The sequence below is a fragment of the Paraburkholderia sp. WC7.3g genome, from assembly GCF_050436345.1.
In the GTDB taxonomy this organism is placed as follows: Bacteria; Pseudomonadota; Gammaproteobacteria; order Burkholderiales; family Burkholderiaceae; genus Paraburkholderia; species Paraburkholderia podalyriae.
Window position 1 is genome coordinate 510,377 of the sequence record NZ_JBNDMA010000004.1, and the last position, 24,026, is coordinate 534,402.

The 24,026-nt window shown below is 62.4% G+C and carries 23 protein-coding genes and 1 pseudogene; 15 read left to right on the top strand and 9 right to left on the bottom strand.

Translation table 11 applies throughout. The features are described from left to right. The first annotated feature begins 6 nt into the window (after window positions 1-6). On the top strand, window positions 7-537 hold the full coding sequence (locus OKW43_RS35710; RefSeq protein WP_429453145.1) for a nuclear transport factor 2 family protein: 531 nt from the start codon (window positions 7-9) through the stop codon (window positions 535-537). 91 nt (window positions 538-628) lie between these two features. Here the strand turns inward: OKW43_RS35710 and folE are convergent, their stop codons facing one another. After that, the gene (gene folE / locus OKW43_RS35715; RefSeq protein WP_429453146.1) at window positions 629-1,264 is read right to left on the bottom strand and encodes a GTP cyclohydrolase I FolE; all 636 of its coding nucleotides are present in this window, start codon (window positions 1,262-1,264) and stop codon (window positions 629-631) included. A 194-nt stretch (window positions 1,265-1,458) separates the two neighbouring features. On the opposite strand from folE, the gene OKW43_RS35720 reads away from it, so the two are divergent. Continuing rightward, window positions 1,459-2,436 carry an NAD(P)H-dependent flavin oxidoreductase gene (locus OKW43_RS35720; protein ID WP_429453148.1) on the top strand — a complete coding sequence of 326 codons (978 nt, stop codon included), beginning with the start codon at window positions 1,459-1,461 and terminating at the stop codon, window positions 2,434-2,436. 87 nt (window positions 2,437-2,523) lie between these two features. Here the strand turns inward: OKW43_RS35720 and OKW43_RS35725 are convergent, their stop codons facing one another. Both OKW43_RS35725 and bktB read right to left on the bottom strand, forming a co-directional pair. After that, the gene (locus OKW43_RS35725) at window positions 2,524-4,179 is read right to left on the bottom strand and encodes an MBL fold metallo-hydrolase (protein WP_429453150.1); all 1,656 of its coding nucleotides are present in this window, start codon (window positions 4,177-4,179) and stop codon (window positions 2,524-2,526) included. Between the two features lie 40 nt (window positions 4,180-4,219). After that, window positions 4,220-5,401, bottom strand: a complete 1,182-nt coding sequence (bktB, locus tag OKW43_RS35730) for a beta-ketothiolase BktB (RefSeq protein WP_429453152.1) — start codon at window positions 5,399-5,401, stop codon at window positions 4,220-4,222. Between the two features lie 354 nt (window positions 5,402-5,755). Here bktB and OKW43_RS35735 point away from each other — a divergent pair, with 354 nt between their 5' ends. The 6 genes from OKW43_RS35735 to OKW43_RS35760 all read left to right on the top strand — a co-directional run bounded on the left by OKW43_RS35735 (window position 5,756) and on the right by OKW43_RS35760 (window position 12,885). Continuing rightward, window positions 5,756-7,687, top strand: a complete 1,932-nt coding sequence (locus OKW43_RS35735) for an AMP-binding protein (protein ID WP_429453154.1) — start codon at window positions 5,756-5,758, stop codon at window positions 7,685-7,687. Window positions 7,688-7,706: 19 nt separating this feature from the next. Beyond that, a complete protein-coding gene (locus OKW43_RS35740) occupies window positions 7,707-8,918 on the top strand; it encodes an acyl-CoA dehydrogenase family protein (protein ID WP_429453156.1) in 1,212 nt (403 codons plus the stop codon). A gap of 79 nt (window positions 8,919-8,997) precedes the next feature. Then, complete coding sequence (locus OKW43_RS35745) at window positions 8,998-10,158, top strand: acyl-CoA dehydrogenase family protein (protein ID WP_429453158.1); 1,161 nt, start codon at window positions 8,998-9,000, stop codon at window positions 10,156-10,158. 19 nt (window positions 10,159-10,177) lie between these two features. Beyond that, the gene (locus tag OKW43_RS35750; RefSeq protein WP_187633609.1) at window positions 10,178-10,915 is read left to right on the top strand and encodes an enoyl-CoA hydratase; all 738 of its coding nucleotides are present in this window, start codon (window positions 10,178-10,180) and stop codon (window positions 10,913-10,915) included. A gap of 176 nt (window positions 10,916-11,091) precedes the next feature. Then, window positions 11,092-11,871: an SDR family NAD(P)-dependent oxidoreductase gene (locus tag OKW43_RS35755; RefSeq protein ID WP_429453160.1), complete on the top strand. Its 780-nt coding sequence runs from the start codon at window positions 11,092-11,094 to the stop codon at window positions 11,869-11,871. Window positions 11,872-11,892: 21 nt separating this feature from the next. Beyond that, window positions 11,893-12,885, top strand: coding sequence for an NAD(P)H-dependent flavin oxidoreductase (locus OKW43_RS35760; RefSeq protein WP_429453162.1), 993 nt, complete (start codon window positions 11,893-11,895; stop codon window positions 12,883-12,885). Window positions 12,886-12,952: 67 nt separating this feature from the next. Here OKW43_RS35760 and OKW43_RS35765 read toward each other — a convergent pair whose 3' ends face one another. The 6 genes from OKW43_RS35765 to OKW43_RS35790 all read right to left on the bottom strand — a co-directional run bounded on the left by OKW43_RS35765 (window position 12,953) and on the right by OKW43_RS35790 (window position 18,604). Then, window positions 12,953-13,888 (bottom strand): FadR/GntR family transcriptional regulator, encoded by a 936-nt coding sequence (locus OKW43_RS35765; protein WP_429453164.1) that lies wholly within the window; start codon window positions 13,886-13,888, stop codon window positions 12,953-12,955. Window positions 13,889-14,035: 147 nt separating this feature from the next. Then, window positions 14,036-14,812 (bottom strand): enoyl-CoA hydratase-related protein, encoded by a 777-nt coding sequence (locus tag OKW43_RS35770; RefSeq protein WP_429453166.1) that lies wholly within the window; start codon window positions 14,810-14,812, stop codon window positions 14,036-14,038. A gap of 43 nt (window positions 14,813-14,855) precedes the next feature. After that, window positions 14,856-15,620 carry a glucose 1-dehydrogenase gene (locus tag OKW43_RS35775; protein WP_429453168.1) on the bottom strand — a complete coding sequence of 255 codons (765 nt, stop codon included), beginning with the start codon at window positions 15,618-15,620 and terminating at the stop codon, window positions 14,856-14,858. Window positions 15,621-15,658: 38 nt separating this feature from the next. Further along, entirely contained in the window at window positions 15,659-16,912 is a 1,254-nt protein-coding gene (locus OKW43_RS35780) for a CaiB/BaiF CoA transferase family protein (RefSeq protein WP_429453171.1), read from the bottom strand. A gap of 2 nt (window positions 16,913-16,914) precedes the next feature. Further along, window positions 16,915-17,391 carry a MaoC family dehydratase gene (locus OKW43_RS35785; RefSeq protein WP_429453173.1) on the bottom strand — a complete coding sequence of 159 codons (477 nt, stop codon included), beginning with the start codon at window positions 17,389-17,391 and terminating at the stop codon, window positions 16,915-16,917. Between the two features lie 49 nt (window positions 17,392-17,440). After that, window positions 17,441-18,604 (bottom strand): acyl-CoA dehydrogenase family protein, encoded by a 1,164-nt coding sequence (locus OKW43_RS35790; RefSeq protein ID WP_429453175.1) that lies wholly within the window; start codon window positions 18,602-18,604, stop codon window positions 17,441-17,443. A gap of 385 nt (window positions 18,605-18,989) precedes the next feature. Here OKW43_RS35790 and OKW43_RS35795 point away from each other — a divergent pair, with 385 nt between their 5' ends. From OKW43_RS35795 to OKW43_RS35825, 7 genes and pseudogenes are all read left to right on the top strand, one after another. Then, the gene (locus OKW43_RS35795; protein ID WP_187633601.1) at window positions 18,990-19,355 is read left to right on the top strand and encodes a Zn-ribbon domain-containing OB-fold protein; all 366 of its coding nucleotides are present in this window, start codon (window positions 18,990-18,992) and stop codon (window positions 19,353-19,355) included. Window positions 19,356-19,414: 59 nt separating this feature from the next. Continuing rightward, entirely contained in the window at window positions 19,415-20,566 is a 1,152-nt protein-coding gene (locus OKW43_RS35800; RefSeq protein WP_429453177.1) for a thiolase, read from the top strand. Between the two features lie 105 nt (window positions 20,567-20,671). Next, a pseudogene (locus OKW43_RS35805) lies at window positions 20,672-21,100 on the top strand (enoyl-CoA hydratase/isomerase family protein); the annotation flags it as partial. Continuing rightward, window positions 21,081-21,473 (top strand): enoyl-CoA hydratase/isomerase family protein, encoded by a 393-nt coding sequence (locus tag OKW43_RS35810; RefSeq protein ID WP_429454729.1) that lies wholly within the window; start codon window positions 21,081-21,083, stop codon window positions 21,471-21,473. The pseudogene OKW43_RS35805 and the gene OKW43_RS35810, both read left to right, overlap by 20 nt. Window positions 21,474-21,484: 11 nt before the next feature. Next, on the top strand, window positions 21,485-22,291 hold the full coding sequence (locus OKW43_RS35815) for an enoyl-CoA hydratase/isomerase family protein (RefSeq protein WP_429454730.1): 807 nt from the start codon (window positions 21,485-21,487) through the stop codon (window positions 22,289-22,291). Between the two features lie 17 nt (window positions 22,292-22,308). Next, window positions 22,309-23,124, top strand: coding sequence for an enoyl-CoA hydratase/isomerase family protein (locus tag OKW43_RS35820; protein ID WP_429453179.1), 816 nt, complete (start codon window positions 22,309-22,311; stop codon window positions 23,122-23,124). A gap of 44 nt (window positions 23,125-23,168) precedes the next feature. After that, a complete protein-coding gene (locus tag OKW43_RS35825; protein ID WP_429453181.1) occupies window positions 23,169-24,023 on the top strand; it encodes an SDR family oxidoreductase in 855 nt (284 codons plus the stop codon). Window positions 24,024-24,026: the final 3 nt, after the last annotated feature.

The following is a 24,026-nucleotide window of genomic DNA, read 5'->3' on the forward strand; positions in this document are numbered from 1 at the left end:
GAAGAGTTGAGCACGCGCGTCGAAGCACTGTTGGATAAGCAGGACATACTCGAATGCGTGCACCGCTATTGCCGCGGCGTCGATCGCATGGACCGGGAATTGACGCTGTCGGCGTATCATCCGGACGCAATCGACGACCACGGCGCATTCGTCGGGAATGCAGAGGAATTCGTCGACTGGGCCTTTGCGTACCATGCCGAGCATCAGTTGTCGCACCACCATATGGTGTTCAATCACAGCGTCGAATTGCGGGGTGACGAGGCGCACGGGGAGACGTATTGGCTCTTCTTCGGAGAAAATCGCGTCAAGCCAGACACGCTAGCGGTGGGGCGCTATATCGACCGCTTCGAAAAGCGTGATGGCGTATGGGCGATTGCCGCCCGTGTCTGCATCTCCGAAGCGATCAACGAACTGACCCCTGCGGAAGTGCCCACTGCGTGGCGCGAAATCCTGATGGGTAATGGCGTCAGTGCACGAAATCGTGAAGACGTCTCTTACGAACGGCCTTTAAAGACGCGCCAACCCAGCGAGGTTTAAGGCCAGACGCAAGCCCGCAACGACGCTTGCCACGGATACCAGCATCGATTTGCCATCAGAGCCAACGTCGGCAGGAAGCCGACGTTGGCTTTCAGCTATTGGGTAGTGGCGCAATCGTGCTGTGACCGACAATCGACAGAAACTCGCGGCGGGTGGAGGGATCGTCACGGAATGCGCCCAGCATTCGACTCGTCACCAGCGATGCGCCGGGCTTATGCACGCCTCGCGTACTCATGCACTGATGCGCGGCTTCGAGAATGACAGCGACTCCCTTCGGCTGCAGCACGGTGTTCAGCGCATCGGCGATCTGAACGGTCATCTTCTCCTGAATCTGCAGGCGCTTGGCATAGACATCGACGAGGCGCGCGAGTTTGGAGATGCCGACCACGCGATGCTCGGGCAAGTAGGCAACGTGCGCACGTCCGATGATGGGCACCATATGGTGTTCGCAGTAGCTCTCGAAACGGATGTCCTTTAGCACCACCATCTCGTCGTAGCCATCCACTTCGGAAAACGTGGTGGCGAGAATCTGCATCGGATCGGAGTCATAGCCCGAGAAGAACTCGCGGTACGCGCGCGCGACCCGTGCAGGAGTTTGAATGAGACCTTCCATTTCGGGAGTGTCACCGGCCCATCGGATCAGCGTACGCACGGCTTGTTCCGCCTCGTCCCGGGTGGGGCGAATCGACGCTTCCTCAGCGCCAATCTGATTGTCTCGCTTGTTCATCAACTCTCCTGATCATTCATGCCTCGTGCAATCGCATCGGCGTCCGCGAGTGCGGCACACGAGTGTCGGCGATGTGGAGGAAGTGTATATAATTGCACGATGTTCGTAAATACAAACGACCGGCGCGAACCTTACACGCGACGTTCGAGCACTGCGGGGCGAAGAATCAGTTGCACTTACACAGGGATCAGCACATGAAAACACGCATTACACAGCTGCTTGGGATTCGATACCCCATTGTTCAAGGAGGCATGATGTGGGTGGGTCGCGCTGAACTTGCCGCCGCCGTCTCGAACGCCGGTGCGCTCGGCACCATCACCGCTCTGACGCAGCCCACGCCCGAGGCGCTGCGCAACGAGATCGCTCGGGTTCGCTCAATGACGGATCAGCCGTTCGCCGTCAACCTGACCATTCTGCCGACGATCAAGCCAGTGCCGTACGACGAGTACGTGCAAGCGGTCGTGGAGAACGGTGTGAAAATCGTCGAGACGGCGGGACGCAATCCCGAGCCGTATATGCCCGCATTCAAGGCTGCGGGAATCAAGGTCATCCACAAGTGCACGGCGGTGCGTCACGCGCTGAAAGCGGAGGCGTTGGGCTGCGACGCCGTGAGCGTGGACGGATTCGAGTGCGCCGGACATCCGGGCGAGGACGACGTGCCCAATCTGATCCTGTTGCCGGCCGCGGCCGCGAAACTGCGTATTCCGATGCTGGCTTCAGGCGGCATTGCCGATGCGCGCGGCATGGTCGCCGCGCTCGCGCTCGGCGCGGATGGGATCAATATGGGTACGCGTTTCATGGCGACGCGGGAGGCGCCGATTCACGAGAACGTCAAGCGCAGGCTCGTAGAGCATGACGAGCGCAATACAGCGTTGATCTTCCGCACGCTGAAGAACACGTCGCGTATCTTCAGGAATTCGGTAGCGGAGCAGGTGTTGGAACTCGAGCAAAAAGAGGGTGTGACGTTTGCGGATCTCAAGCCGCTGGTGAGCGGTGAGCGCGGTAAGCGAGTGTACGAGACGGGTGACACCGAAGACGGAACGTTTCCGGCTGGCCTCGCAATCGGGCTTATCGAGGATATTCCCACCTGCGCGGAACTCGTGAGTCGGATGGTCGCCGAGGCGCGCGCACTCATTCATGGCCGGCTGGCCGCGCTAGTAGAAGAGAGCTGAGTCCGCAAAAAGACGACCGTCGAGCAAGGCTGCCCGCGCCCACGGTTTTAGCGAGCGTGGCAGCCGATGCATGCGTTTCGATCGCAATCAAGCCTGCGAAGTCGGACGACGTTGTTCGTCGAGTCGTTCGAGGTGCGCCAGCAGCGACCGGGATGCCGCTGGCCAGAGCCTTTCGGGAACATCGGTATAAGCAAGACGCAGCCAGTCGTCGATCGAACCGGTCGGCAGTGCCTTTACCGCGCCGGCGATCTTCGCTTCCCGGGCGAGACGGTGTGCCTTGAGGCGGGCGATCTGGTCATGCGCTCGGTCCAGCACGTACCCATGTGCGGGCAGAATGAAGTCGATCTCACGTTCGGCGCAGATCGCGTCCAACCGGTCGAGTGACGTAAGGTACGCCGTCATGTTGCCGTCGGGAGGATCGATGATGGTCGTGCTGCCATTCAGAATGTGATCGCCGCTGAATAGCAGTCCGTCTTCCAGAAGGACCAGGCACACGTGGTTGCTTGCGTGCCCCGGTGTCGAGACGACGAGCAATCGATGCGTGTCGCCGTCATGCGCAAGTGTCAGCACATCGCCATCGAGCAATTCGCGGTCCGGAACGAAGTGATGGCTTGCCCTGTCGGCAGGCCCGGACGACCGACCGAGGACGGGCGGCTTGTGCGGACACATGGACTGCAGTGGCCTCGCCCCGGGTGCATGGTCCACGTGGGAGTGCGTGCAGACGATCATTCGAATATCGCCGCCCGTAGCTGCGAAGATGCGTTGAAGATGCGCCTGGTCGTCCGGTCCAGGATCGATCACGATGAAGCCGGTCGCCACCGTGCCAACGATGTAGCTATTCGTGCCTGGGCCCGTCATCAAGCCGCTGTTGCTGGCGGTCAACCGCATCACGTTTCCCAGAAGCGGGGCGGTTTCCGTCGATCGCCAATCCAGAGAGTGGAGCACCTGACCGTCGGGGCACACGAGACGCAGTTCCCCGTATGAGGGGTCACCTTCCATACAGCGCACGACACTGCCTGAGCTCAACCCACCGCGCGGACAACTGCTCCACAGCGACCTTTCAGACCTGCACGCCGTGAGCAGTGCTTCAACCGAGTTGAACGAGCGAAGGCGTTCGAGCGTTCGCACGGTCGGGAAGATCATCGTGAAGTCGCCCGAGGCGTGGCGCGCCAGTGCCTCGTCGGGACGGACCCACACGGGTTCGAACTGCTCGGCGCCGTCCGCGACAGCGGTTTGACCGACGGGCATGCGCGCCACGAAAAACTGCACGTCAAAGCGCCGCGGCAGATCGCGATCGGTGATCCAATGCGCAAACGGATAGACACGATCCGCGGCGAGTGTGAGGCCGTGCTGTGAGCAATGGTCTTCGATCGCTGTTGCCCGGTCTAGCCTCGCAATATCGTGGCCGTCGACGAAACCGCCGTCGTGTCGCCATGCCAGCAGCACGCCGAGCTCTTCGAATGTTTCCCGAATGGCGGCCACGGCCTGAACCGCTTGCGTATCGTCTTGCGTGGGGCGCCGTCGTACGCCGCCGGCGATTCGTCCATCGGACGGGTCGATTGCGCCACCAGGAAAGACGAACGCGCCCGGCGCGAAGCTCGCTTGCGCCGAACGTCGTGTCATCAGCACTTCAATGGTGCGCGAACCCTCGTATTGCGCGTCGCGTAGCAACAGCATCGTCGCAGCGGGGCGTGGTGCCACCGGCTGCCGTTGCGGGTGGAGTCGTTGTTCGGGGCGTACCACGGTTGTCCCTCTGGTTGAATGGATAACGCTGTGCGAAGCCCTAAATGCGCTCGAAGATGGCCGCGATGCCTTGACCTCCGCCGATGCACATGGTCACGAGCGCATAGCGCCCACCGCAACGATGCAACTCGTGAATGGCCTTGACCGCAATGACGGCGCCGGTTGCGCCGATCGGATGACCGAGCGAGATGCCCGATCCGTTCGGGTTGACCTTTGCGCTGTCGAATTCCAACTCCTTCGCCACGGCGCAAGCTTGAGCGGCGAACGCCTCGTTCGCTTCGATCACATCGAGATCCGCGACGGTCAAACCCGCGCGCTGCAGCGCCTTGCGTGTCGCAGGCACCGGGCCGATGCCCATGTATTGCGGATCGACGCCCGCGTGAGCCCATGAAACGAGTCGCGCAAGCGGACGAAGGCCTCGTTGTTCGGCGGTGCGACGGGCCATCAGCAGGACTGCAGCCGCGCCGTCGTTGAGTCCCGACGCATTGCCGGCCGTGACCGTACCGTCTTTCTGGAAGGCCGGGCGCAATTTGGCGAGATCGGCGATGGTCGTGCCCGACCGCACATGCTCATCGGTGTCAAAAACCGTTTCGCCCTTTTTCGTGCGCAGCGCTACGGGCACGATCTGCTCGCGGAAGTTGCCGTCATGAATAGCTTGCGCAGCGCGCCGGTGCGATTCGACGGCGAGCAGGTCCTGGTCGTCGCGCGAAATGCCGTACTTCTTTGCGACGTTCTCCGCGGTTACGCCCATATGGCAAGCGCTGAACGGATCGGTCAACGCGCCGGCCATCATGTCGATCAGGCGGATGTCGCCCATGCGCGAACCCCAACGCGCGCCGCTCGCAACGTATGCCGCGCGCGACATGCTTTCTGCACCCGCGCCGATCGCAATTTCCGTGTCGCCGAGCGCGATAGCTTGTGCAGCGGAGATGATTGCCTGGAGGCCGGAGCCGCATAGCCTGTTGAGCGTCAGTGCCGGTGCGTCCGCGCTGACACCGCCTTCCATCGCGGCGACGCGCGCGAGATACATGTCGCGAGGCTCGGTATGAATCACGTTGCCGAACACCACGTGGCCCACCTCTTCACCCGGCAGATTCGAACGCTCGAGCAGCGCGCGAACGACCGTTGCGCCTAGCGTCGTGGGCGGAATGCTCGATAGCGCGCCACCGAAGTCTCCAATAGCGGTGCGAACGGCAGCGGTGACGACAACCTCTTCCGACATGATGGCTCCCTGGTTCCGGTAATCGGTTACGATCCGGTGTCATGTTTAACAATACGAATAGCGTTCAGAAAGTAGCGCATTTTGTGTTTTCTGTCCACGTCGTTGTGCGATGCGCAAAGCTGCAATCGCGCCGGACATTGCGCACGTCATTCGCGCCAGATTGCGTACGTGCTATCAGGCCTTTCTTGTGGGTGACAACGGATAGACGTGGCTGGGATTTCGCGTTATTCTGGTTCAGCAAGATGATCGACGTTCAATTATTGGTTGAACTTGGCCCGCAACATTTCCAGGTATCGGAAGGCGATGCGAGCGCTCGCGGGACATGACTTGCCAGATAACAACAGGACGACTCAGATGGATGCAGGTACGGCTTCGCACGATGCCCTGATGGATGTGCCGTTTCGCCCGATTCGCGTCGGCAGCATGGACGCCATCGTCGAGCGAAGGCCAGACGGAAGCGTGGTGTATGAACTGAAGGAACCGCTCGAACCGTATCCCGTCCGCTTGACGGAGCGGCTCGAACACTGGGCGAGCGTCACGCCCGAGCGCGCGTTGCTTGCGCGGCAGACGCCGGACGGCAAGTCATGGGAATCTCTGACCTACCGCCAGGCGTTCGACGGTGCGCGTGCGCTGGGGCAGGCGCTGCTCGATCGAGGATTGTCGCCGTCTCGTCCGTTGATGATTCTCTCCGATCGAAGCTTTGAACACGCGCTCTTCGCGCTCGCCGCATTGCACGTCGGGATTCCCTATATTCCGGTGACGCCCGCGTATTCGCTGTTATCGCAGGACTTTTCGAAGCTCAAGCAACTCGCGGCGGTATGCACGCCCGGCCTCGTCTTCGCGGAGGACGGCGCGCAGTATGGCCGCGCATTGCGTGAGGTGTTCGGCGACGTGGAATGTGTCGTCGTCGGTCCGTTGCCGGAGGGTCGTGGCGGATCGCGCGTCGCGGAGTGGCTGAAGACGCCGGTTACAGCCGACGTCGACGAGGCGTTCAAGGCGGTCGGCCCGGATACGGTGGGCAAGATCATGTTTACTTCGGGAACGACAGGCGCACCGAAAGGCGTGATCTACCCGCAGCGCATGTTGTGCAGCAATCGACAGCAAGTCGCCCAGGTGTTCGCGTTTCTTCAGGACGGGCCATCGGACCTCGTCGACTGGCTGCCGTGGCATCACACTTTTGGCGGCACGCATAACTTCGGCATGGTGCTGTACGGCGGGGGGACTTACTACCTGGACCCAGGCAAGCCAACGCCGGAAGAAATTGGCCCGACGGTGCAGGCATTGCGTGAAATCGCACCGGCGGTCTACCTCAATACGCCGCAAGGGTTGGCCTCGCTCATTCCGCATCTGCAGGCGGACAAGGCGCTGCGCGAGAAATTCTTTAGCAAACTTGCGCTCATCTACTACGGCGGCGCAAGCCTGCCGAAATACATCTGGGCTCAACTTGACGAGCTCGCGGTGCGTACCATCGGCCAGCGTGTGCTCATCATGTCGGGCATCGGCAGCACGGAAGCGGGCCCAACGCCCTTATCGGCGGCCTGGGATCCGCGACGGGAAGCGATTGCGGGATTGCCCGTGCCCGGCGTCAAAGTGAAGGTGGCGCCGGTCGGCGCGAAGCTGGAAATCCGCTTCCTCGGCGACTGTGTGACGCCCGGCTACTGGAAAGATCCCGAGCGCACCGCCGCCGCGTTCGACGAGGAAGGCTATTTCTGCTCCGGTGACGCAGCAACGTTCATCGACCCGCAGCGCCTCGAACTGGGACTGCGCTTCGACGGACGGATCGCGGAAAATTTCAAGCTGTCCTCGGGCACTTGGGTCAACGTCGCCGAGTTGCGACTGTACGCGCTGAACGTGTTGGGCCCGTATGCGCGGGATATCGTGATTGCGGGGCACGACCGCGACTACTTGACCGCGCTCGTCTTCCCCGACATCGAAGCGTGCCGTGCGCTTTGCGACGACCTTCACGATCCGATGCCGGGCGCCGACCAGATCGTCAACAGCCGCGGCGTGCGCGCGTTCTTCCAGACCGGACTCGACCAGCTCGCCGCGCGTCCTGGCGGCAGCTCTACGCGCATTGCGCGCATCGTGCTCGAAAGCGAGCAGCCGACGCTCGATAACGGCGAATTGAGTGCAAAGAGCGCGATCAGCCAACGCAATGTGCTCGAGCGACGGCGCGGTGTCGTGGACGAGCTTTATTGCATGCCCCCCACGCCGCGCACACTGGTCGGCAACGCTGGCGCAGCAGCGGGTGCGGATCGAGGCGCGCGCCGCGGTTCAACGTACTGAAAACGCTGGAAGCTAAACAATGGATTTTCGCGTAGATCCCGCGGACATCGCGTTCCGCAAAGAAGTTCGTGCGTACCTCAACGAGCATTTGCCGGCCGACCTGGCCTTTCGCGGCCAGCAGGGCTTTTTGGCAGGTGACGACGACTCACAGCGCTGGACTCGCATCTTGCACGAAACGCGCGGGTGGTCAGTGCCGCATTGGCCGGTTGCTGACGGCGGCACGGGGTGGACCGCGATGCAGCGTTACATCTTCGAGGAAGAGTGCTATCTGGCCGGCGCAGCGATACAGAATCAGGCGGGCGTGTCGCTCGTCGGACCCGTGATTTGCGAGTTTGGCAACGAAGAGCAGAAGCGGCGCTTTCTTCCCCCTATTCAGCGTGGTGAAGTGTTCTGGGTACAGGGTTTTTCGGAGCCGGGCTCGGGTTCCGATCTTGCATCGCTACGTACGACGGCGGTTCGCGATGGAGACCACTACATCGTCAATGGACAGAAGATCTGGACCAGCTTCGGCGCCTACGGTCAATGGAATTTCGTGCTGGTCCGCACGGATAGCGAAGCGAAGCCACAAAAGGGCATTTCCTTCCTGCTGCTCGACATGTCGTCGCCGGGCGTTACCGTACGGCCGATCGCGTCGCTCGATGGCTGCCATCACCTGGCGGAAGTCTTCTACGACAACGTGCGTGTGCCCGCTGAAAACCTTCTCGGCGAGGTCAACAAGGGGTGGGGATACACCAAGTTTCTGCTCTTTAACGAGCGGGCATTTCTTGGCGCTGAAGCGCCTGCCCTCAAGCGCTATCTGCGCAAGATCCGGCACTACGCTTCGCGCGAACACATGGCCGGCAAGCCATTGATCCAGGATCCGACGTTTGCGGCGCGCTTCGCGCAGCACGAATTGGAGGTTCGCGCGATCGACATGGCGGTGCAGAAAATCCTGCATCAAGGGATAGACGAGCGCAGTGGCGGTATGGCGATCGGATCCATGCTCAAGGTGCGCGGATCCGAACTCCATCAGAAGCTCACAGAGATGCTGCTGGAGGTGATCGGCGATTACGGCGCCGTGTTCTACCCCGATCCGAATGAAGAGCGAGAGCTGCGCGGGGCCCGGTTCATCGGACCTGAATACGCGCCAGGCCTGGCGGCAGAAGTCTTCTATCGGCGGGCTTGCTCGATCTATGGCGGGACGGCCGAAATTCAGCGAAACATCATCGCCAAAGCACTGTTCGATCTTTGACGTTAGGTCGAGACGCGAACGGTCTTCGGTCCCCGAGACGTGGGGATCGCATCAATTGCCGGCATAAAGAGGGTGCAGCATGGACTTTGAGTTGAGCGACGAACAGCGGATGTTGCAGGAAAGCGCGCAACGCTTCTTGCAAAAGAGTTATACGTTCGAACATCGTCGCAATCTTGCTTCGCAAGGAGGCGGATTTTCGCGCGAGACGTGGCGCATGTTCGGCGAAATGGGATGGCTCGGTGTCGCGGTGCCGGATGAATTGGGCGGGCTCGGTTTCTCGTCGATCGAAAGCGCCATCGTGGCCGAGCAGATCGGGCGCGCGCTGGTGCTGGAGCCATACGTGATGTGTGGTGTGTTTCCCGCGTCGCTTGTCACGCGCTGCGGGCGAGACGGGCAGCGCGAGGCCATACTTGGCGAGATCGTTTCCGGCGAGACTGTCTATGCGGTCGCGCAAAGTGAACGTGAAGCGCGGGGTCAGGTGCACTACGTGACTGCAACCGCGAAGAAGACAGACGACGGGGCGTGGCGGCTGGACGGCCATAAGACGCTCGTGGTTGGAGCGCCCGTTGCAGACCGTCTGCTCGTCGTCGCTCGCGCGGCGGGCGCCGCCGATGCCACGGACGGCATCGGGGTTTTCGTCGTCGATCCGAAGCAGGCAGGCGTGACGCTGAAGACTTGCGCGTTGCTCGACGGCACGCCATCTGCCGACTTGCTGCTCGATGGTGTGATCGTCGCAGAATCGAATGTTCTGGGTGAGGCTGGGCGAGCGTTCGAAGGACTGCAGGCCGCCGTCGACGAAGCGGTCGTTGCGATCTGTGCTGAACTGGTGGGCGATATGGAAGACGCTATCGAGCTCGCGTCGGAATACTTGAAAACGCGCAAACAGTTCGGCGTGGCGATTGGCAGCTTCCAGGCGCTGCAACACCGGATGGCCGACATGGCGATCGAAGCGATGCAGGCGCGCGCGACACTGCACCGCGCGTTGCTCTCCATCAGCGAGGACAGGGAGAACCGGAGCGTGGAAATCTCGGGCTGCAAGGCACAGACCACGCGTAGCGCGAAGTTCGTCACGCAGCAGGGTATCCAGTTGCACGGTGGCTACGGCATCACGGATGAATACAAGGTGGGCCATCACTATCGCCGTCATCTGGTGCTCGACGCATTGTTCGGCAACACGGACTACCACCTGAATCGCTACGCACGCCAGATTCAGCACGAGGCATTGGCCGCGGCGGCGTGAACCCTTTCGAGGCATTGCCATGAACGCGAAAGCAACCGATCTGCTCGGCGTGCGGAGTGACGGAGCGGTTCTCACGTTGACACTGAACCGGCCCGCGGCCCGCAACGCACTGAACCTCGCATTGACAGAAGCGCTGGTCGACGCATTGCATCGTTTCGAAGCGGACCAAAGCCTGCGCGTCCTTATCGTGACGGGCGCCGATCCGGCCTTTTGTGCTGGGCTCGACCTGAATGATTTTTCCGCGCCCGATGCGCCGCGCACGCGGGTCGCGGACATGATCGATATGTGGCCGCGCATCACCAAGCCGGTAATCGCGGCGGTCAACGGCGCTGCCGTTACAGGCGGGCTGGAACTTGCAATGGGGTGCGATTTCATCATCGCGTCCGAGCGCGCGCGCTTTGCCGACACGCACACGAAAATCGGTGCGCTCGCGGGGGGCGGTATGACCGCGAGGTTGCCGTATATCGTGGGTCAGCGGTGGGCGAAGCAGTTCAGCTTGACGAGCGATCCGATTGACGCGGCCACGGCGTTGCGCATTGGCCTCGCGAACGAGGTGGTCAGCCACGATCAACTGATGGAGCGGGCAGCGTCACTCGCGAAGACGATTGCGAGCCGCCGCCCCGATCTCGTCGCGACGGTCAAGCGGGTGATCGATCAGGGTGCGCTAGCTTCGCTGGAAGAGGCGTTGCGGATCGAGAAGGCGGCATTGGCGCAAAGAAAGCAAAGCGGCGGCATGGCATGGCAGGTGGGGAAATAATCGCTTGCCTGACCGAAATCAACGGCTTGCTGTGTCGTGGCCGCTCTACACCGGTCTGCTGCGAGCGAAAGAACTGATCGCGTCGGCGTTCAGCGCCCAGCAGAAACGCAAGCAAGCCTGATCCTGCCCGGTGAACCCTGCTTTCATCGGCAAGCCTCCTTTTCTGCGGAGTACGTATGCGCTCATCGCTTTTTGACCTCACGGACAAGGTCGCAATCGTCACCGGATCGAGTCGCGGCATCGGCTATGCCAGTGCGCTCGGCATGGCGGAACACGGCGCCAGAGTCGTCGTTTCCGGCCGTAACGCCGACGCCTGCGAAACTGCCGCGCAAGCCATCAACGAAAAGATCGGAACACGGGTGGCCTTGCCGTTCGCCTGCAACATCGGCCGTAAAGCGGAATTGCAAGGTCTCGTGGCTGCGGCGAACGGCGAGTGGGGCAGGGTCGACATCGTGATGGCCAATGCCGCGATTCACCCGTGGATAGGCTCGGTACTCGACCTGCAAGACGAAACGTTCAACAAGTTCATGCAGGTCAACGTGCAGAGCAATATCTGGCTCGCGCAGATGACCATGCCCGGCATGACCGAGCGTGGCTATGGGCGCTTTATTTCGGTGGCATCCGTGGTCGGCCTGTTCGGCGATGCCGTGACGGGAACCTACGGTCTCACCAAAGCCGCCGACATGCAGCTCGTGAGAAACCTCGCGATGGAATTTGCGGCAAAGGGCGTCACCGCCAATTGCATCGCGCCTGGCACCTTCAAGACCGAGATGGCGCGATCGCAATGGGAGGACCAGGCGATGGTCGAATGGTACCGTGGTCGCAATCCATCACAGCGCTTCGGCGAGGTCGACGAGATCGCTGGGCTAGCCGTGATGCTCGCATCGCGTTCGGGCGGCTATATCAACGGCCAGTCGATCGCGGTGGATGGCGGCCACACGATCTCGTTTCGCTGACCCGCAGGAGGGAAGGACATCGTGCGCCTCCAGATGTTCAGGACGCGAATCACCGATCTGCTCGGCATTCGTCACCCGATACTTTGCGGCGGTCTTGGGCCGCGCGTGTCCGACGCACGGTATGTCGCCGCAGTCGTCAACGCAGGCGGCATGGGCTTTATCGTCGGCGCGGGCTTTCCCGATTCCGATGAATTCCGCAGCGAGTTGCGCACCTGTCGTGAACTCACCGGTGCAAAGAACTTCGGCGTCAATCTCTACATATCGCGGCAAGCGGGCGGAGTGGAGCGAGTCAAGCAACAGATCCGCATTCTGATCGAAGAGAACGTTGCCTGCGTGGAGACCGCCGGTGCGAGCCCCGAAGCGGTCGTGCCGTTGCTCAAGGAGGCGGGCATCAAAGTTTTGCACAAGGTGCCCGCTGTGCGCTATGCACATACGGCGGTGCGGATGGGGGTCGACGGTGTGATCGTCGTCGGCAATGAGTGCGGCGGCCATCCAGGCATCTACCAGATCGGTAGCATCGTGCAGGCAGCGCAGGCGCCGCGGGAAATCGGCTTACCGGTTGTGATCGGCGGCGGCATCGGCACCGGGCGGCAGCTTGCGGGCGTGCTGGCGATGGGCGCCGACGCGGTCATCATGGGTACGCGCATGATGGTCGCCGAGGAGTTGTGGATTCATCCTGAAGTCAAGGCGAAGGTGGTGGCGGGCGACGGCAGCGAAAGCGTCGTGGTCAAGTCTGCGATTCGCGATCATCACCGCGTGCTGCGCAACGAGAGCGCCGAGGCGGTCATGGAACTCGATCGCGCGCAGGTGAGGGAGTTCGAGCGGTTCCGTCCTCACGTGATGGGCGCACTCGCGCACCAGGCTTACGTGACTGGCGACACGCGCAAGGGCATGATCGACTATGGGCATGCTGCGGTTTTTGCCGACGCGGTCAGGAAGGTCGAGGCAATTTTCGACGAGATGATCGACGACGCGGTGGCGGCGTCGAACCGGTTGAGCAGGCTGACGACGTAGACGGCTGGCATGGCGACGGTTCAAGATTGGTGATCGTTGAGGCGGGCAGGCAAGTGCAGCGCGGCCGCTACGCTAGCCACGTCCTGATACCTGCGATGTAGTCGGCCATTTGCCTGCGAGCCTGCTCTTTATCGCGGGCAATGATCGCGCGCGCGATCTCGCGATGGTATTCCTTGATCCTCGCTACGACGCGGTCGCGGTCCGTTCGGTTTCGCCGATGAAACGTGGAATGCGCATCGGCAAGTTGCAGGACGATGCCGTCGAAGAGACGCAGTGCGGGATCGCCGCAAAGTTCAGCGAGCAGGAAATGAAATCGCAGCAACTCATCGGCGCAGGCACGGCCGTCGAGTTGCGCCTCGGCCTGAACCTGCTCGTGCACGTGTCTCTCACCTTCATGGTCGAGCCGTTCAATGACGAGATCCAGGACGGCCAGTTCGAGCGTGCGGCGCGTCGCGAGAATATCGCGCGGCGCGATGCCCGCGTACTCCAGATAGACGCTGACTGCCTGCATCGTCGCGCTCAAGTCCGGCTGGGCGACGATCACGCCGCCTCCGGTGCCGCGCTGCACCCTCACGATCGAGTGGTGCTCGAGCAAGCGGATCGCTCCGCGCAACGCAGCGCGACTTACTCCATGGACCTCCATCAATTCCTGCTCGGAGCCGAGCGGTAGTCCTGCCGGCCATCCCAGATCGATGATGTGCTTCAGCAGCGCCATGAAGAGCGTCTGCGCGCGTGTGATCGGTGCGCCGGTCGCATTGCGCTTGCGGCGCGGCTCGTCAGTTTGGGGCAGCGCAGGCGTCATCGCGGCCAGCATCGAGAGCCACTGCTGGCGCGGGGCCTGGCCAGGATGTCTGTTGTCGCGCAGCTTTTCGCGGCGTTGCGCGGCGAACTGGCTGAAGAGGGCGACGTCGGCCGCCGGGACGACCAGTGTCAGGCTCACCATGCCTTCGGCCTTCTTGCGGGTACGATAAGCGGCGACGCGTTCGGCAGACGACTTTGGCATGTCCGAGTTCAGTGTTAAACGCGAACATCGTTCAATATATCGCACACGATCGTTACGTGTAACGAAGCTTTCGTGCGCGAACGCAGCGCGCGTACGCGCAAAGGGCGACGCCGAAGCTGAGCGTCGCCCCGCCGGCATTTGCGCCGGTCACTTCACGTACTTTCGAAACTCAGGCTTGCGCTTTTCGCGGAACGCATTGCCACCTTCCTTCGATTCGTCCGTGTCGTAGTACATCGCAAGCGCCTGCATCGCGAACGCGCCGATGCCGCGGATGTTCTCGGTATCGATATTGAACGAGCGCTTGGCGAGCGCAATAGCGGTGGGGCTCATCTGCAGAATCTCGTCGCACCACTTCTTTGTTTCGGCGTCGAGTTGCTCCGCGGGCACGACGGCGTTGATGAGACCCCAGTCGAGTGCCTGTTTCGCACTGTATTTGCGGCACAGGTACCAGATTTCCCGCGCGCGCTTCTCACCGACGATGCGCGCGAGGTAGGCGGTGCCGAAGCCCGGATCGACTGACCCGACCTTCGGGCCGACCTGACCGAAGACCGCTGTCTCGGCAGCGATGGCGAGATCGCAGAGCGTCACCAGCACGTTGCCGCCGCCGATTGCATAGCCGTTCACGCGCGCGATCACGGGCTTCGGAATGTCGCGGATGATGCTTTGCAGTTCCTCGATCGGCAGACCGACGGTGCCGCGCCCGTTGTAGCCGTCGCCGGACTGGTCGCCGCCCGTGCAGAACGCCTTGTCGCCGGCGCCCGTGAGCACCACCACGCCGATATCCTTGTTCCATCCCGCGAGGCCGAAGGCCTTGATGAGCTCCTCAACGGTGTTGGCGCTGAATGCGTTGTACACCTTCGGGCGATTGATGGTGATCGTCGCGACCCCATCCGCCTCCTGATAGCTGATGTCCTCGAATTCCATGTCGTATTCCAATGTTGTTGGTTGATTGCGTTCGCGGTGCCGTTTATCCGGCCATCGTCAGACCGCCCGACACGCTGATGACCTGACCGCTGATGAACGCGGCGTCGTCACTCGCGAGAAAGGCAACCACGCCCGGGATGTCGCCAGGTTCGCCCATGCGGCCGAACGGCACGGCCTTCACGAGGGCGGCCTTGATGCGCTCGCCTTTCTCGCCCTGCGCGAGGTTGTCGAGAAGCGGGGTCGCGGTCGGGCCGGGGCAAACGACGTTGACGGGAATCATCTGGCGGGCCATTTCGCGTGCCATCGTCTTCGTGAAAGCGATGAGTCCGCCTTTGCAGAACGAGTACACCGCTTCCATCGAGGAGCCCACGCGTCCCGCATCCGACGAGATGTTGACGACGCGGCCACGGCCACGTTCGGCCATCCGTCGCAGCACGGCATGGTGCATGTTCAGCGGTCCGTACAGATTGATCGCCACCACCTTGTCCCAGAACGGTTTTTCGGTTTGCAGGAAGAACGCACCCATGTCCCAGCCGGCGTTGTTCACGAGAACCTCGATCGGTCCCAGTTCTTCCTCGACTCTCGCCACCGCGGCATGCACACCTTCGTGATCCGTGATGTCGACGCGGTAGGCTCGCGCCTTGCCGCCCGCCGCCTCGATTTCCGCCGCGACACGCGCGGCGCCTTCTTCGTTCAGGTCGAACAGCGCGACGAGCGAACCTTCGTCGCCGAATCGTCTGCTGATGGCGCTTCCGATCCCACCTGCCGCGCCAGTGACGACGACGACCTTCTCCTTGAGCCCCTTCATTGATTCCCTCCGTGATGTGCGAGGCGCTGTCGCGCCAGTTAATCCTTGCTCAGCGCTTCCGATACGGCTTCGCCCCTTCCTGTGGCCCGCGCGAGGAGCGCGCTCGCTTCGTCCGCGCTATAACCCGCTTCGACCAGAATCTCGATGCTGTGCTCGCCGAGATTCGGCGGCAGATAGCGAACGTTGCCGGGCGACTCGGAGAAGTGCACCGGTATCGAGGTCATGACCATGTCGCCTTCGGTCGGGTGCTCGAAGCGCTGGAAGAACCCGGTCTCCTTGATGTACGTGTCGTGCATCAGGTCTTTCAGGTCGCGCACGGGACCGTGCGGCACGTCCGCCGAGGCGAAGATCGCATTCCATTCCGCAGTCGTCTTGTTGCGGATGGCGTCGCCGACGATGCGATACAGCTCGCTGATATTGCGCATACGCTCGGCCATGTGGCGAAAGCGCGGGTCGTCGAGCAGATGCGCCGCATCGATTGCGCACAGCACGCGGCGCCATTGCTCGTTATTCACGGCGAGCAGGCAGATATGCCCGTCTTTTGTCGCGTAGGGCCGGCGGTGCGGCGAAAACATGCGCGGATAGCCGAGGCCGGTTCCGTCATTGGAGCCCAGCGCACCTTCCCAAAGATGCTCGAAAAGATTGAATTGCAGCATCGTTTCGAACATCGGCACATGGACGAGCTGGCCGACACCGGTCCGCTCGCGGTGATAGAGCGCCATGCCGATCGACGACGCCAGCACGTAGCCGCAGAACTTGTCGACGATCACGGTGGGGAAGTACCGCGGCGAGCCGTCCGCGTCGCGGTTCATCGCGGCAATGCCGGTTTCACCCTGAATCACGTCGTCGAAAGCGGGGCGGTCCTTGTAGGGTCCGTCGATTCGATAGCCGGCACCCGACGCATACACGATGCGTGGGTTGCGCGCCCGCACGGTTTCATAGTCGATGCCGAGGCGCTCGGCGGCACTCGGGCGCATGCTGTGCACGATGACGTCGGCGGTCTCGACGAGCTTGAGCAGCGCTTCGCGGCATTCGGCCTGCTTCAGGTTCAGGATCACGCTGCGCTTGTTGCGGTTCATGATCGTATAGAACACTGCCATGTCGGGATTGCGGCCAGGGCCATTCTTGCGGTTCTGGTCGCCTTCGGGCGGTTCGATCTTGATGACGTCCGCGCCCATGTCGCCGAGTAGCTGCGTGGCGACCGGACCGAGCACGTTGATGGTCAGGTCGATCACGCGGACACCGGCTAACGGGCCGGTCGCCGGTTCGAGGGGTTGTTGGGGATTTTCCATGCTCAGGCCTTGTACTCATTGCCTTTAACGAGCCTGAGCGGCGTATACACCATCACTTCCGTGCCGTCCTGCTTGATCACGCGGTTGCGGGTGCGCACCAGCCCAAGTCCGGGGCGCCCCTTGCTAGGCCTGCATTCGATCACCTCGCATTCCACGTGAATCGTGTCGCCCACATAGGTCGGGCCTTTGATGTCGAGTTCCATGTTCAGGAACGCGAAGCCGACGCCCTGCATGGTGGCCTGCGTGAGCAGCCCTTCCATCAGCGTGAAGACCAGCGCGCCCGGCGCGACGCGCCCCTTGATGGCCGACTGCTCGCGAAGAAACTCGGTGTTGGTGAACAGAACTTCCAGCATGCCGGTCACCGAAACGAAATTCACGACATCCGTTTCGGTCACCGTGCGGCCCACGGTCTTGAACTTGCGTCCAACGGGCAGGTCCTCCCAGTGAATTCCCAGACCAACCGTTTCGATTTCTTCCATTGCCTGTCCTCTGTCGTTGTCGGCTCGGCTGGTAGCTGAGCTGTCGTTGTCAGTTCTTCTTGATGCGGCCTAGCACGCTGTCCGCGACGATGTTGCGTTGAATCTGGTTGGTGCCTTCGATGATCTGCACCACCTTCGCGTCGCGGAAATAACGGTTGATCGGATACTCGTTGGAGATGCCCGCGGCACCGAATAGCTGCACGGCGTCGGTCGCGACTTTCATCGCGACATCCGATGCGAACATCTTCGCCATCGCCGCCATTGGGGCGAGTTCACGGCCGCTAACGCCCGCATCGACGAGCGACGCCGTGCGATAGACGAGTTGGCGCGCGGCTTCGGTCTGGGTCACCATGTCGGCGATCATCCAGCGCACGCCCTGGAAGTTGCTGATGCTCTGGCCGAATGCAACGCGGTCCTGAATGAATTTGACGGTGTGATCGATCGCGCCCTGTGCAATGCCAACCGCGCGCGCGGCCACTATGGGACGGCTCGTGTTGAGCGCCTCCATGGCCACCTTGAACCCCTGGCCGCCTTCCGGCCCGAGACGGTCTTCCGCGCGGATCAAGGCATCGTCGAAATAAAGGGGGCACGACGCCACGCCGCGCGCGCCCATCTTGTCTTCTTCGTTGCCGATCGTCAGACCCGGCGTGTTGCGATCGACGATGAAAAGATTGATCCCCAGCGCCTGTCCTTCCTCGTCGAGCGTCCTGGCGGCGACGAGAATGAAGTCGGCGATATGCGAATTCGTGCACCAGATCTTCGAGCCGTTGAGCACATAGCCGCCGTTCTTGCGGCGCGCTGTCGTGCGAATGCCCGAGACGTCGGAGCCGCTTTGAGCCTCGGTAATGGACAGCGCACCGCGCAACTCACCGGAGGCGAGACCCGGCAGCAGACGAGCCTTCTGCTCTTCGGTGCCGCCTTCGAGAATCGCTCCGAAGGGCGTCCATTGCACGACCAGCAGATAGCCCGTGTTGTAGCAAACCCGCCCGAACTCCTCGACCGCGATGCAGGCCGACATCACGCTGCCGGCGCCGCCATACGCTTCAGGAAACGGCAACGTGAAGAGGCCAAGCTCCTTGAGCAGTGCGTACATGTCGTGCGGATACCCGGCCGTACGGTCGATCTCGTCGGCCCGCGGCGCCACGCGCTCCCTTGCGACGCGTCGGATGAGGTCGCGGATCTGAAGCTGGTCGTCTGTTAGTTCGTATGTCACTTCGAGCTCTCTTGCTAACGGTTTTTCCGGGCCGGCCCCCGAATTCGTTTCCGGAGTAGGGATACGCCGCCCCCGCCGACCACTCCCTGATCACATCCGAAGTCTTCAAGTTTATGAACAATGTTCGATAAATTAAACGAAGGGCCAGGTGGTCGTCAAGCGCTGAAACCGGCTCACGCGGGTTTGTCCGAGGTGCGCCGGGAATTTGGTCGGGATGTAGTTGCAGCCTTGCGCGGCGGGGCATGGCAGGGCTTTTCCGCCGTTGACAGCGCGCTCCCTGTGCGTTTAAGATTTGGAACAGTGTTCGGTTATTTGTTCCATTTTGGCCCGACAGAGCGGCTCGATTCGGCGCGAGCCCATGGCAAAACGATTTGGAGGAGCGGGAATGGACTTTCTTTGTCCTGAAGTCGATTATCAGAAATTCCTGGCCGAGGGCCGCTTGATGATCCAGCGCAGCCGCGGCAGCGGCCGCTATGTGTTCTACCCGCGGGTGGCTGAGCCGGTTACCGGGATGCGCGACCTGGAGTGGGTCGAAGCCTGCGGGAAGGGTACGGTTTATTCCACTACCGTGGTGCGCCAGAAATCGCCCACGCCCAGCTACAACGTCGCAGTGATCGATCTGGAAGAAGGTGTGCGCATGCTGAGTTGTGTGGAGGGCATCGAGCCGGAGGCCGTGAGCATTGGCATGCCCGTGCAAGCGAAGATCGTGTACCGAGGGGATGCGGCATTGCTTGTGTTCGAACCGGCCTGACGCCCGCTAACCCGCAGCCGGCCGTCAACAGCCGGTCACACCGATGAAAGGTAGATCGTATGGAATTCAACTTGCGCGGGCGTACCGCACTGGTGGCAGGCGCCACCTATGGGATGGGGGAAGCACCTGGCTTGTCGTCGCTGGACCTTGCCGCGCGCGCGTCCGTTGACGCGCTCGCCCAGGTGGGACTGACGCCTGGCGATGTAGACGGCCTTTTCGTGTGCACGCCGGACGACATGCTGTCGGGTCTCACCTTTGCGGAATACCTCGGTATTAACCCGAAGTTCACCGACAACAACCGAAGCGGCGGATCGGCGTTCGAAATCTACGCGCACACGGCGGCCATGGCGTTGTGTACGGGACAGATCGACGTCGCGTTGATTGCATATGGGAGCAATCAGCGCAGCGCGGCGGGCAAGCTGGTGCAGTCGTCGCGTCCTTCGCCGTGGGAGAGCCCGTATAAGCCGATGAATCCGGTGTCGTCGTATGCGCTTGCGGCGGCGCGTCATATGCATCAGTACGGCACGAAGCGTGAGCATCTGGCCGAGGTGGCCGTAGCCGCGCGCAAGTGGGCGCAACTGAATCCGGATGCGTATATGCGCACGCCGATGTCGATCGACGACGTGATGGGCGCCCGCCTCGTGTCGGACCCGCTTTCCGTGCGCGATTGCTGCCTGGTGACGGATGGCGCGGCAGCGATCGTCATGGTGCGCGCCGACCGGGCGCGTGATCTCGCCGACCAGCCGGTGTATCTGCTCGGCGCGGCTTCGGCCACTTCGCACCGCGAAATCGCGAGCATGCCGGATCTCACGGTGACTGCCGCAGCGGAATCGGGCAGGCGTGCGTATCAAATGGCCGGCGTGAAGGCGAACGATATCGATGTCGCGATGCTGTACGACGCCTTCACGATCAACACCATTCTGTTTCTCGAAGACCTCGGCTTTTGCCCTAAAGGCGAAGGGGGCCACTTCGTTTCAGACGGCGGCATCGCGCCGGGCGGCCGGCTCGCGGTCAACACGAACGGCGGCGGTTTGTCGTGCGTCCACCCCGGCATGTATGGGCTGTTCCTGATGGAAGAATCGATGCGGCAATTGACGGGCCGCGCTGGTGAGCGCCAGATACCCGGTGCGAAGCTGGCGATCGCGCACGGTAACGGTGGTGTGCTCTCGAGCCAGGCCACGGTGATTCTCGGGACGCAGGAAACCCTGTAAAGACACGCTGTAAGACACGCCGCCCGCCAGGGTCACTGTCAACAGCTTTGCATTGCATCGGAGTAAGCGCTAAAGCGCTAACTCTGATCGACAGGAGACGGACAGATGAGCGAAGAGACCAGCAACGATGCGGCAGAGATCGTACAGGTCCGGCAAGACGGTGCAATCGCGATCATCACATTGAGCTATCCCCAACGGCGAAACGCGTTTTCGCTAAAGATGCGTGAGACGTTGTACGCGCAGCTTTACCGCCTGATGCATCACGAGGAAGCCTGCCGTGCGATCGTACTGACCGGCGCGGGCAATACGTTTTGCGCGGGTGGGGACATCTCGGAGATGCAGACGCGCAAGGTGCTCGAATATCGACAGCGCAATGAACTGCCGCTCGATATTTTCAGACTGATGGTCGAAGGCCCGAAAGCGATCGTCGCCGCCGTCGAAGGGTTTGCGTTTGGCGCGGGTCTGTCGCTCGCCGCTGCTTGCGATTATGTCGTCACATCATCGGCCGCGCGCTATGCGAGCGCGTTCGTCAAGGTCGGGCTGCTGCCCGATACGGGGGCTTTATTGGTCGTTGTCGCAGCGCGTGGGCGGCGGCCTTGCACGCGAGCTCATGCTGAGTGCCCGGGAGTTCAACGGCGTCGAAGCGGGCGAGACCGGTTTTGCCAATCAGGTCGTCGAGCCCGGCGAGGCGCTGAACGCAGCCTCGAAGGTGGCGCAACAGTACGCGGAACTGCCCTCGGTGGCCACTGCGCACCTGAAGGCCGCGCTCGCGACGGGCATCCGTACGCTCGACGGCGCGATCGAAGCGGAAGTCAACCTGCAGCCCATCCTGCGCCGCAGCCGCGAACACCAGGAGGCCGTGAGCGCCTTCATGGAAAAGCGCAAGCCGGTGTTCGTGGCCGACTGAAGGAAGCCAACATGAGCGAAAAAGAAACGGCGGGAAACGATACGACGTCGCTGATCGAGGTGACCCGCGAGGGACCGGTCGCGATCGTGACGCTAAACAATCCCCGACGCCGCAACGCGATGGGACGTCAGATGCGTCAGTTGTTGCGCGACACGATGCATCGGCTGATGGTCGACGATCCGGACTCGCGAGCAATCGTCCTGACGGGCGCGGGCGAGCACTTTTGCGCCGGCGCCGACATCTCCGAGATGACGAAGCGCACGATCCTGCAAAGCCGCGAGATTCTGGCGGAGTCGTGCGTGGTAGTGCGTGAAATGCTGGCGGGACCCAAGCCGGTCGTGGCGGCTGTGGAAGGCGTGGCGTTCGGCGCCGGGCTGTCGCTCGCGGTCGCGACCGACTATGTGGTGGCTGCATCGAATGCACGCTTTTGCGCGGCGTTTCTGCGCGTCGGCCTGATTCCGGACACCGGTATTCTGTGGACGCTTCCGAAGCGCATCGGCATGGCTCGCGCGAGGGAGATGCTGTCGCTCGCCACTGAAATCGACGGAGACAAGGCCGGCACGATTCACCTTGCTAACGAAGTCGTCGGGCCGGGCACTGCGCGCGCAAAGGCAATCGAAGTTGCGCGCGGGCTTGCCGACTTGCCGCCGCTCGGCGTGGCGCTGCTGAAGGACGCGCTGACCAACGCGGCGACGACCATGGAAGGCGCGCTGCGAGCCGAGATCGACTATCAGCCCATCCTGCGTCAGTCGAAAGACCATCAGGCTGCCTGCAAGGCGTTTATGGAAAAGACCAAACCGGTCTTCACGGGTGAGTGAGCGTGGAGAGCAATGCGATGAGTAGCGAGCAGAAGGAACAGGCCGCGGGCGCCGACGAGATCGTGCAGGTGCGCCGTCAAGGCGACGTGAGCATTGTCACGATGAACTATCCCGAGCGCCGCAACGCGTTCTCCATGAGGATGCGGGTTGCGCTGACCGAGGTCTTGCACCGGCTGATGCACGACGATCCGCAAACGCGCGCCATTGTTCTGACAGGCGCGGGCGGCCATTTTTGCGCGGGCGGCGATCTGTCCGAAATGCACGCGACCACCGCGCAGTTGCTGGCGCTTCGTGAGCGTATCGCGGTGGGCGTGCGTCTCTTCAAGCTGATTTATACGGGCACGAAGCCGGTCGTCGCGGCGGTGGAGGGCACGTGCTATGGAGCGGGGCTGTCGCTGGCTGCTGCATGCGACGTCGTGGTCGGTGCCGATACGGCGAAGTACTCATGTGCGTTCGGCAAGGTCGGACTGCTTCCCGACACTGGAATTCTATGGACGCTGCCGCAAAAGGTCGGCGGCAGCAAGGCGCGTGAGTTGATGCTGAAAGGCGATGTCATCGACGCGGCCGCGGCGCGCCGCATCGGCCTGGTCAGCGAGGTGGTCGCGAGCGGCGGCGCGCTCGATGCGGCGATCGAGGCCGCGGCGCGCTTCGCGAGCTATCCGCCAGTGACGCTGGCGCTCCTGAAGGCGAGCCTCGTCAATGCGGGCAATTCGATCGAAGACGCATGCCGGCTCGAAACTGACCTCAATCCGCTGACCCGTCAAACGAGCGACCACGCGGAGGCGGTGACGGCCTTCATGGAAAAACGCAAGCCGGTTTTCACGGGCGCCTGACGCTGCCATTCTCCGTTGCTGTCTCTACTGGAAGTTCAACGCCTATGTTTACGCCTGACCTGCTGAAGAACAAACGAATCCTCATCACCGGGGGAGGCACTGGCCTTGGCAAGAGTATCGGCCTGCGCTACCTCGAACTGGGCGCCGATCTCGTCATCTGCGGTCGCCGCAAGGAAGTGCTGGACGCGACGGCCGACGAGTTTCGCGGCGTCGTGCCTGGCGCGCGTGTGACGACGGTGCAGGCGGACGTGCGCAGCGCCGAGTCCGTCGACTCGATGATGGAGACGATCTGGCGGGATGGTCCGCTCGACGTATTGCTGAACAACGCGGCGGCCAACTTCATCGCGCGCACCGAAAGCCTGTCGGCGCGCGCGGTGGATGCGGTGCTCGGCATCGTGCTGCACGGCAGCTTCTATTGCACGATCGCGGCGGGCAAGCGCTGGATCGACGCGGGTCACCCGGGCAACGTGATCAGTACCGTATCGACGCCCACGATGACCGGCTCGGCCTTTACCGTGCCGTCCGCCGCGGCGAAGGCCGGTGTTCTCGCCATGACCCGCAGCCTGGCGGTCGAGTGGGGCCCGAAGGGCATTCGCCTGAACGCGGTGGCGCCCGGACTGTTCCCGACGCCGGGCGCATGGGAGCAGTTGTACCCGCCGGGCTCGCAGGTCGAGCCGCAGGAGCGTTCGGTGCCGCTGAGGCGCTTCGGCGATCACGCGGAACTCGCCAATCTCTACGCTTATCTGGCGTCCAATGGCTCCGGCTACATCACCGGCGACCTGATCGTGATCGACGGCGGGCGCTGGATGCAGGGGGTTGGCGGCCCGGCTTTCCGCGCGATGCAGGACTGGACCGACGAGCAATGGGACGCGATGCGCGCCCACGCTCGCAAGGGTTGAACC

What these genes read in the sequence shown, in the direction of transcription:
- OKW43_RS35820 (WP_429453179.1), top strand. Translation starts at nt 22,309, where the DNA reads ATGAGTAGCGAGCAGAAGGAACAGGCCGCGGGCGCCGACGAGATCGTG.
- OKW43_RS35810 (WP_429454729.1), top strand. Translation starts at nt 21,081, where the DNA reads ATGCGAGCGCGTTCGTCAAGGTCGGGCTGCTGCCCGATACGGGGGCTT.
- OKW43_RS35765 (WP_429453164.1), bottom strand. Translation starts at nt 13,888, where the DNA reads ATGCCAAAGTCGTCTGCCGAACGCGTCGCCGCTTATCGTACCCGCAAG.
- OKW43_RS35775 (WP_429453168.1), bottom strand. Translation starts at nt 15,620, where the DNA reads ATGAAGGGGCTCAAGGAGAAGGTCGTCGTCGTCACTGGCGCGGCAGGT.
- OKW43_RS35785 (WP_429453173.1), bottom strand. Translation starts at nt 17,391, where the DNA reads ATGGAAGAAATCGAAACGGTTGGTCTGGGAATTCACTGGGAGGACCTG.
- OKW43_RS35800 (WP_429453177.1), top strand. Translation starts at nt 19,415, where the DNA reads ATGGAATTCAACTTGCGCGGGCGTACCGCACTGGTGGCAGGCGCCACC.
- bktB (WP_429453152.1), bottom strand. Translation starts at nt 5,401, where the DNA reads ATGTCGGAAGAGGTTGTCGTCACCGCTGCCGTTCGCACCGCTATTGGA.
- OKW43_RS35740 (WP_429453156.1), top strand. Translation starts at nt 7,707, where the DNA reads ATGGATTTTCGCGTAGATCCCGCGGACATCGCGTTCCGCAAAGAAGTT.
- OKW43_RS35780 (WP_429453171.1), bottom strand. Translation starts at nt 16,912, where the DNA reads ATGGAAAATCCCCAACAACCCCTCGAACCGGCGACCGGCCCGTTAGCC.
- OKW43_RS35745 (WP_429453158.1), top strand. Translation starts at nt 8,998, where the DNA reads ATGGACTTTGAGTTGAGCGACGAACAGCGGATGTTGCAGGAAAGCGCG.
- OKW43_RS35720 (WP_429453148.1), top strand. Translation starts at nt 1,459, where the DNA reads ATGAAAACACGCATTACACAGCTGCTTGGGATTCGATACCCCATTGTT.
- folE (WP_429453146.1), bottom strand. Translation starts at nt 1,264, where the DNA reads ATGAACAAGCGAGACAATCAGATTGGCGCTGAGGAAGCGTCGATTCGC.
- OKW43_RS35825 (WP_429453181.1), top strand. Translation starts at nt 23,169, where the DNA reads ATGTTTACGCCTGACCTGCTGAAGAACAAACGAATCCTCATCACCGGG.
- OKW43_RS35770 (WP_429453166.1), bottom strand. Translation starts at nt 14,812, where the DNA reads ATGGAATTCGAGGACATCAGCTATCAGGAGGCGGATGGGGTCGCGACG.
- OKW43_RS35755 (WP_429453160.1), top strand. Translation starts at nt 11,092, where the DNA reads ATGCGCTCATCGCTTTTTGACCTCACGGACAAGGTCGCAATCGTCACC.
- OKW43_RS35750 (WP_187633609.1), top strand. Translation starts at nt 10,178, where the DNA reads ATGAACGCGAAAGCAACCGATCTGCTCGGCGTGCGGAGTGACGGAGCG.
- OKW43_RS35795 (WP_187633601.1), top strand. Translation starts at nt 18,990, where the DNA reads ATGGACTTTCTTTGTCCTGAAGTCGATTATCAGAAATTCCTGGCCGAG.
- OKW43_RS35735 (WP_429453154.1), top strand. Translation starts at nt 5,756, where the DNA reads ATGGATGCAGGTACGGCTTCGCACGATGCCCTGATGGATGTGCCGTTT.
- OKW43_RS35815 (WP_429454730.1), top strand. Translation starts at nt 21,485, where the DNA reads ATGAGCGAAAAAGAAACGGCGGGAAACGATACGACGTCGCTGATCGAG.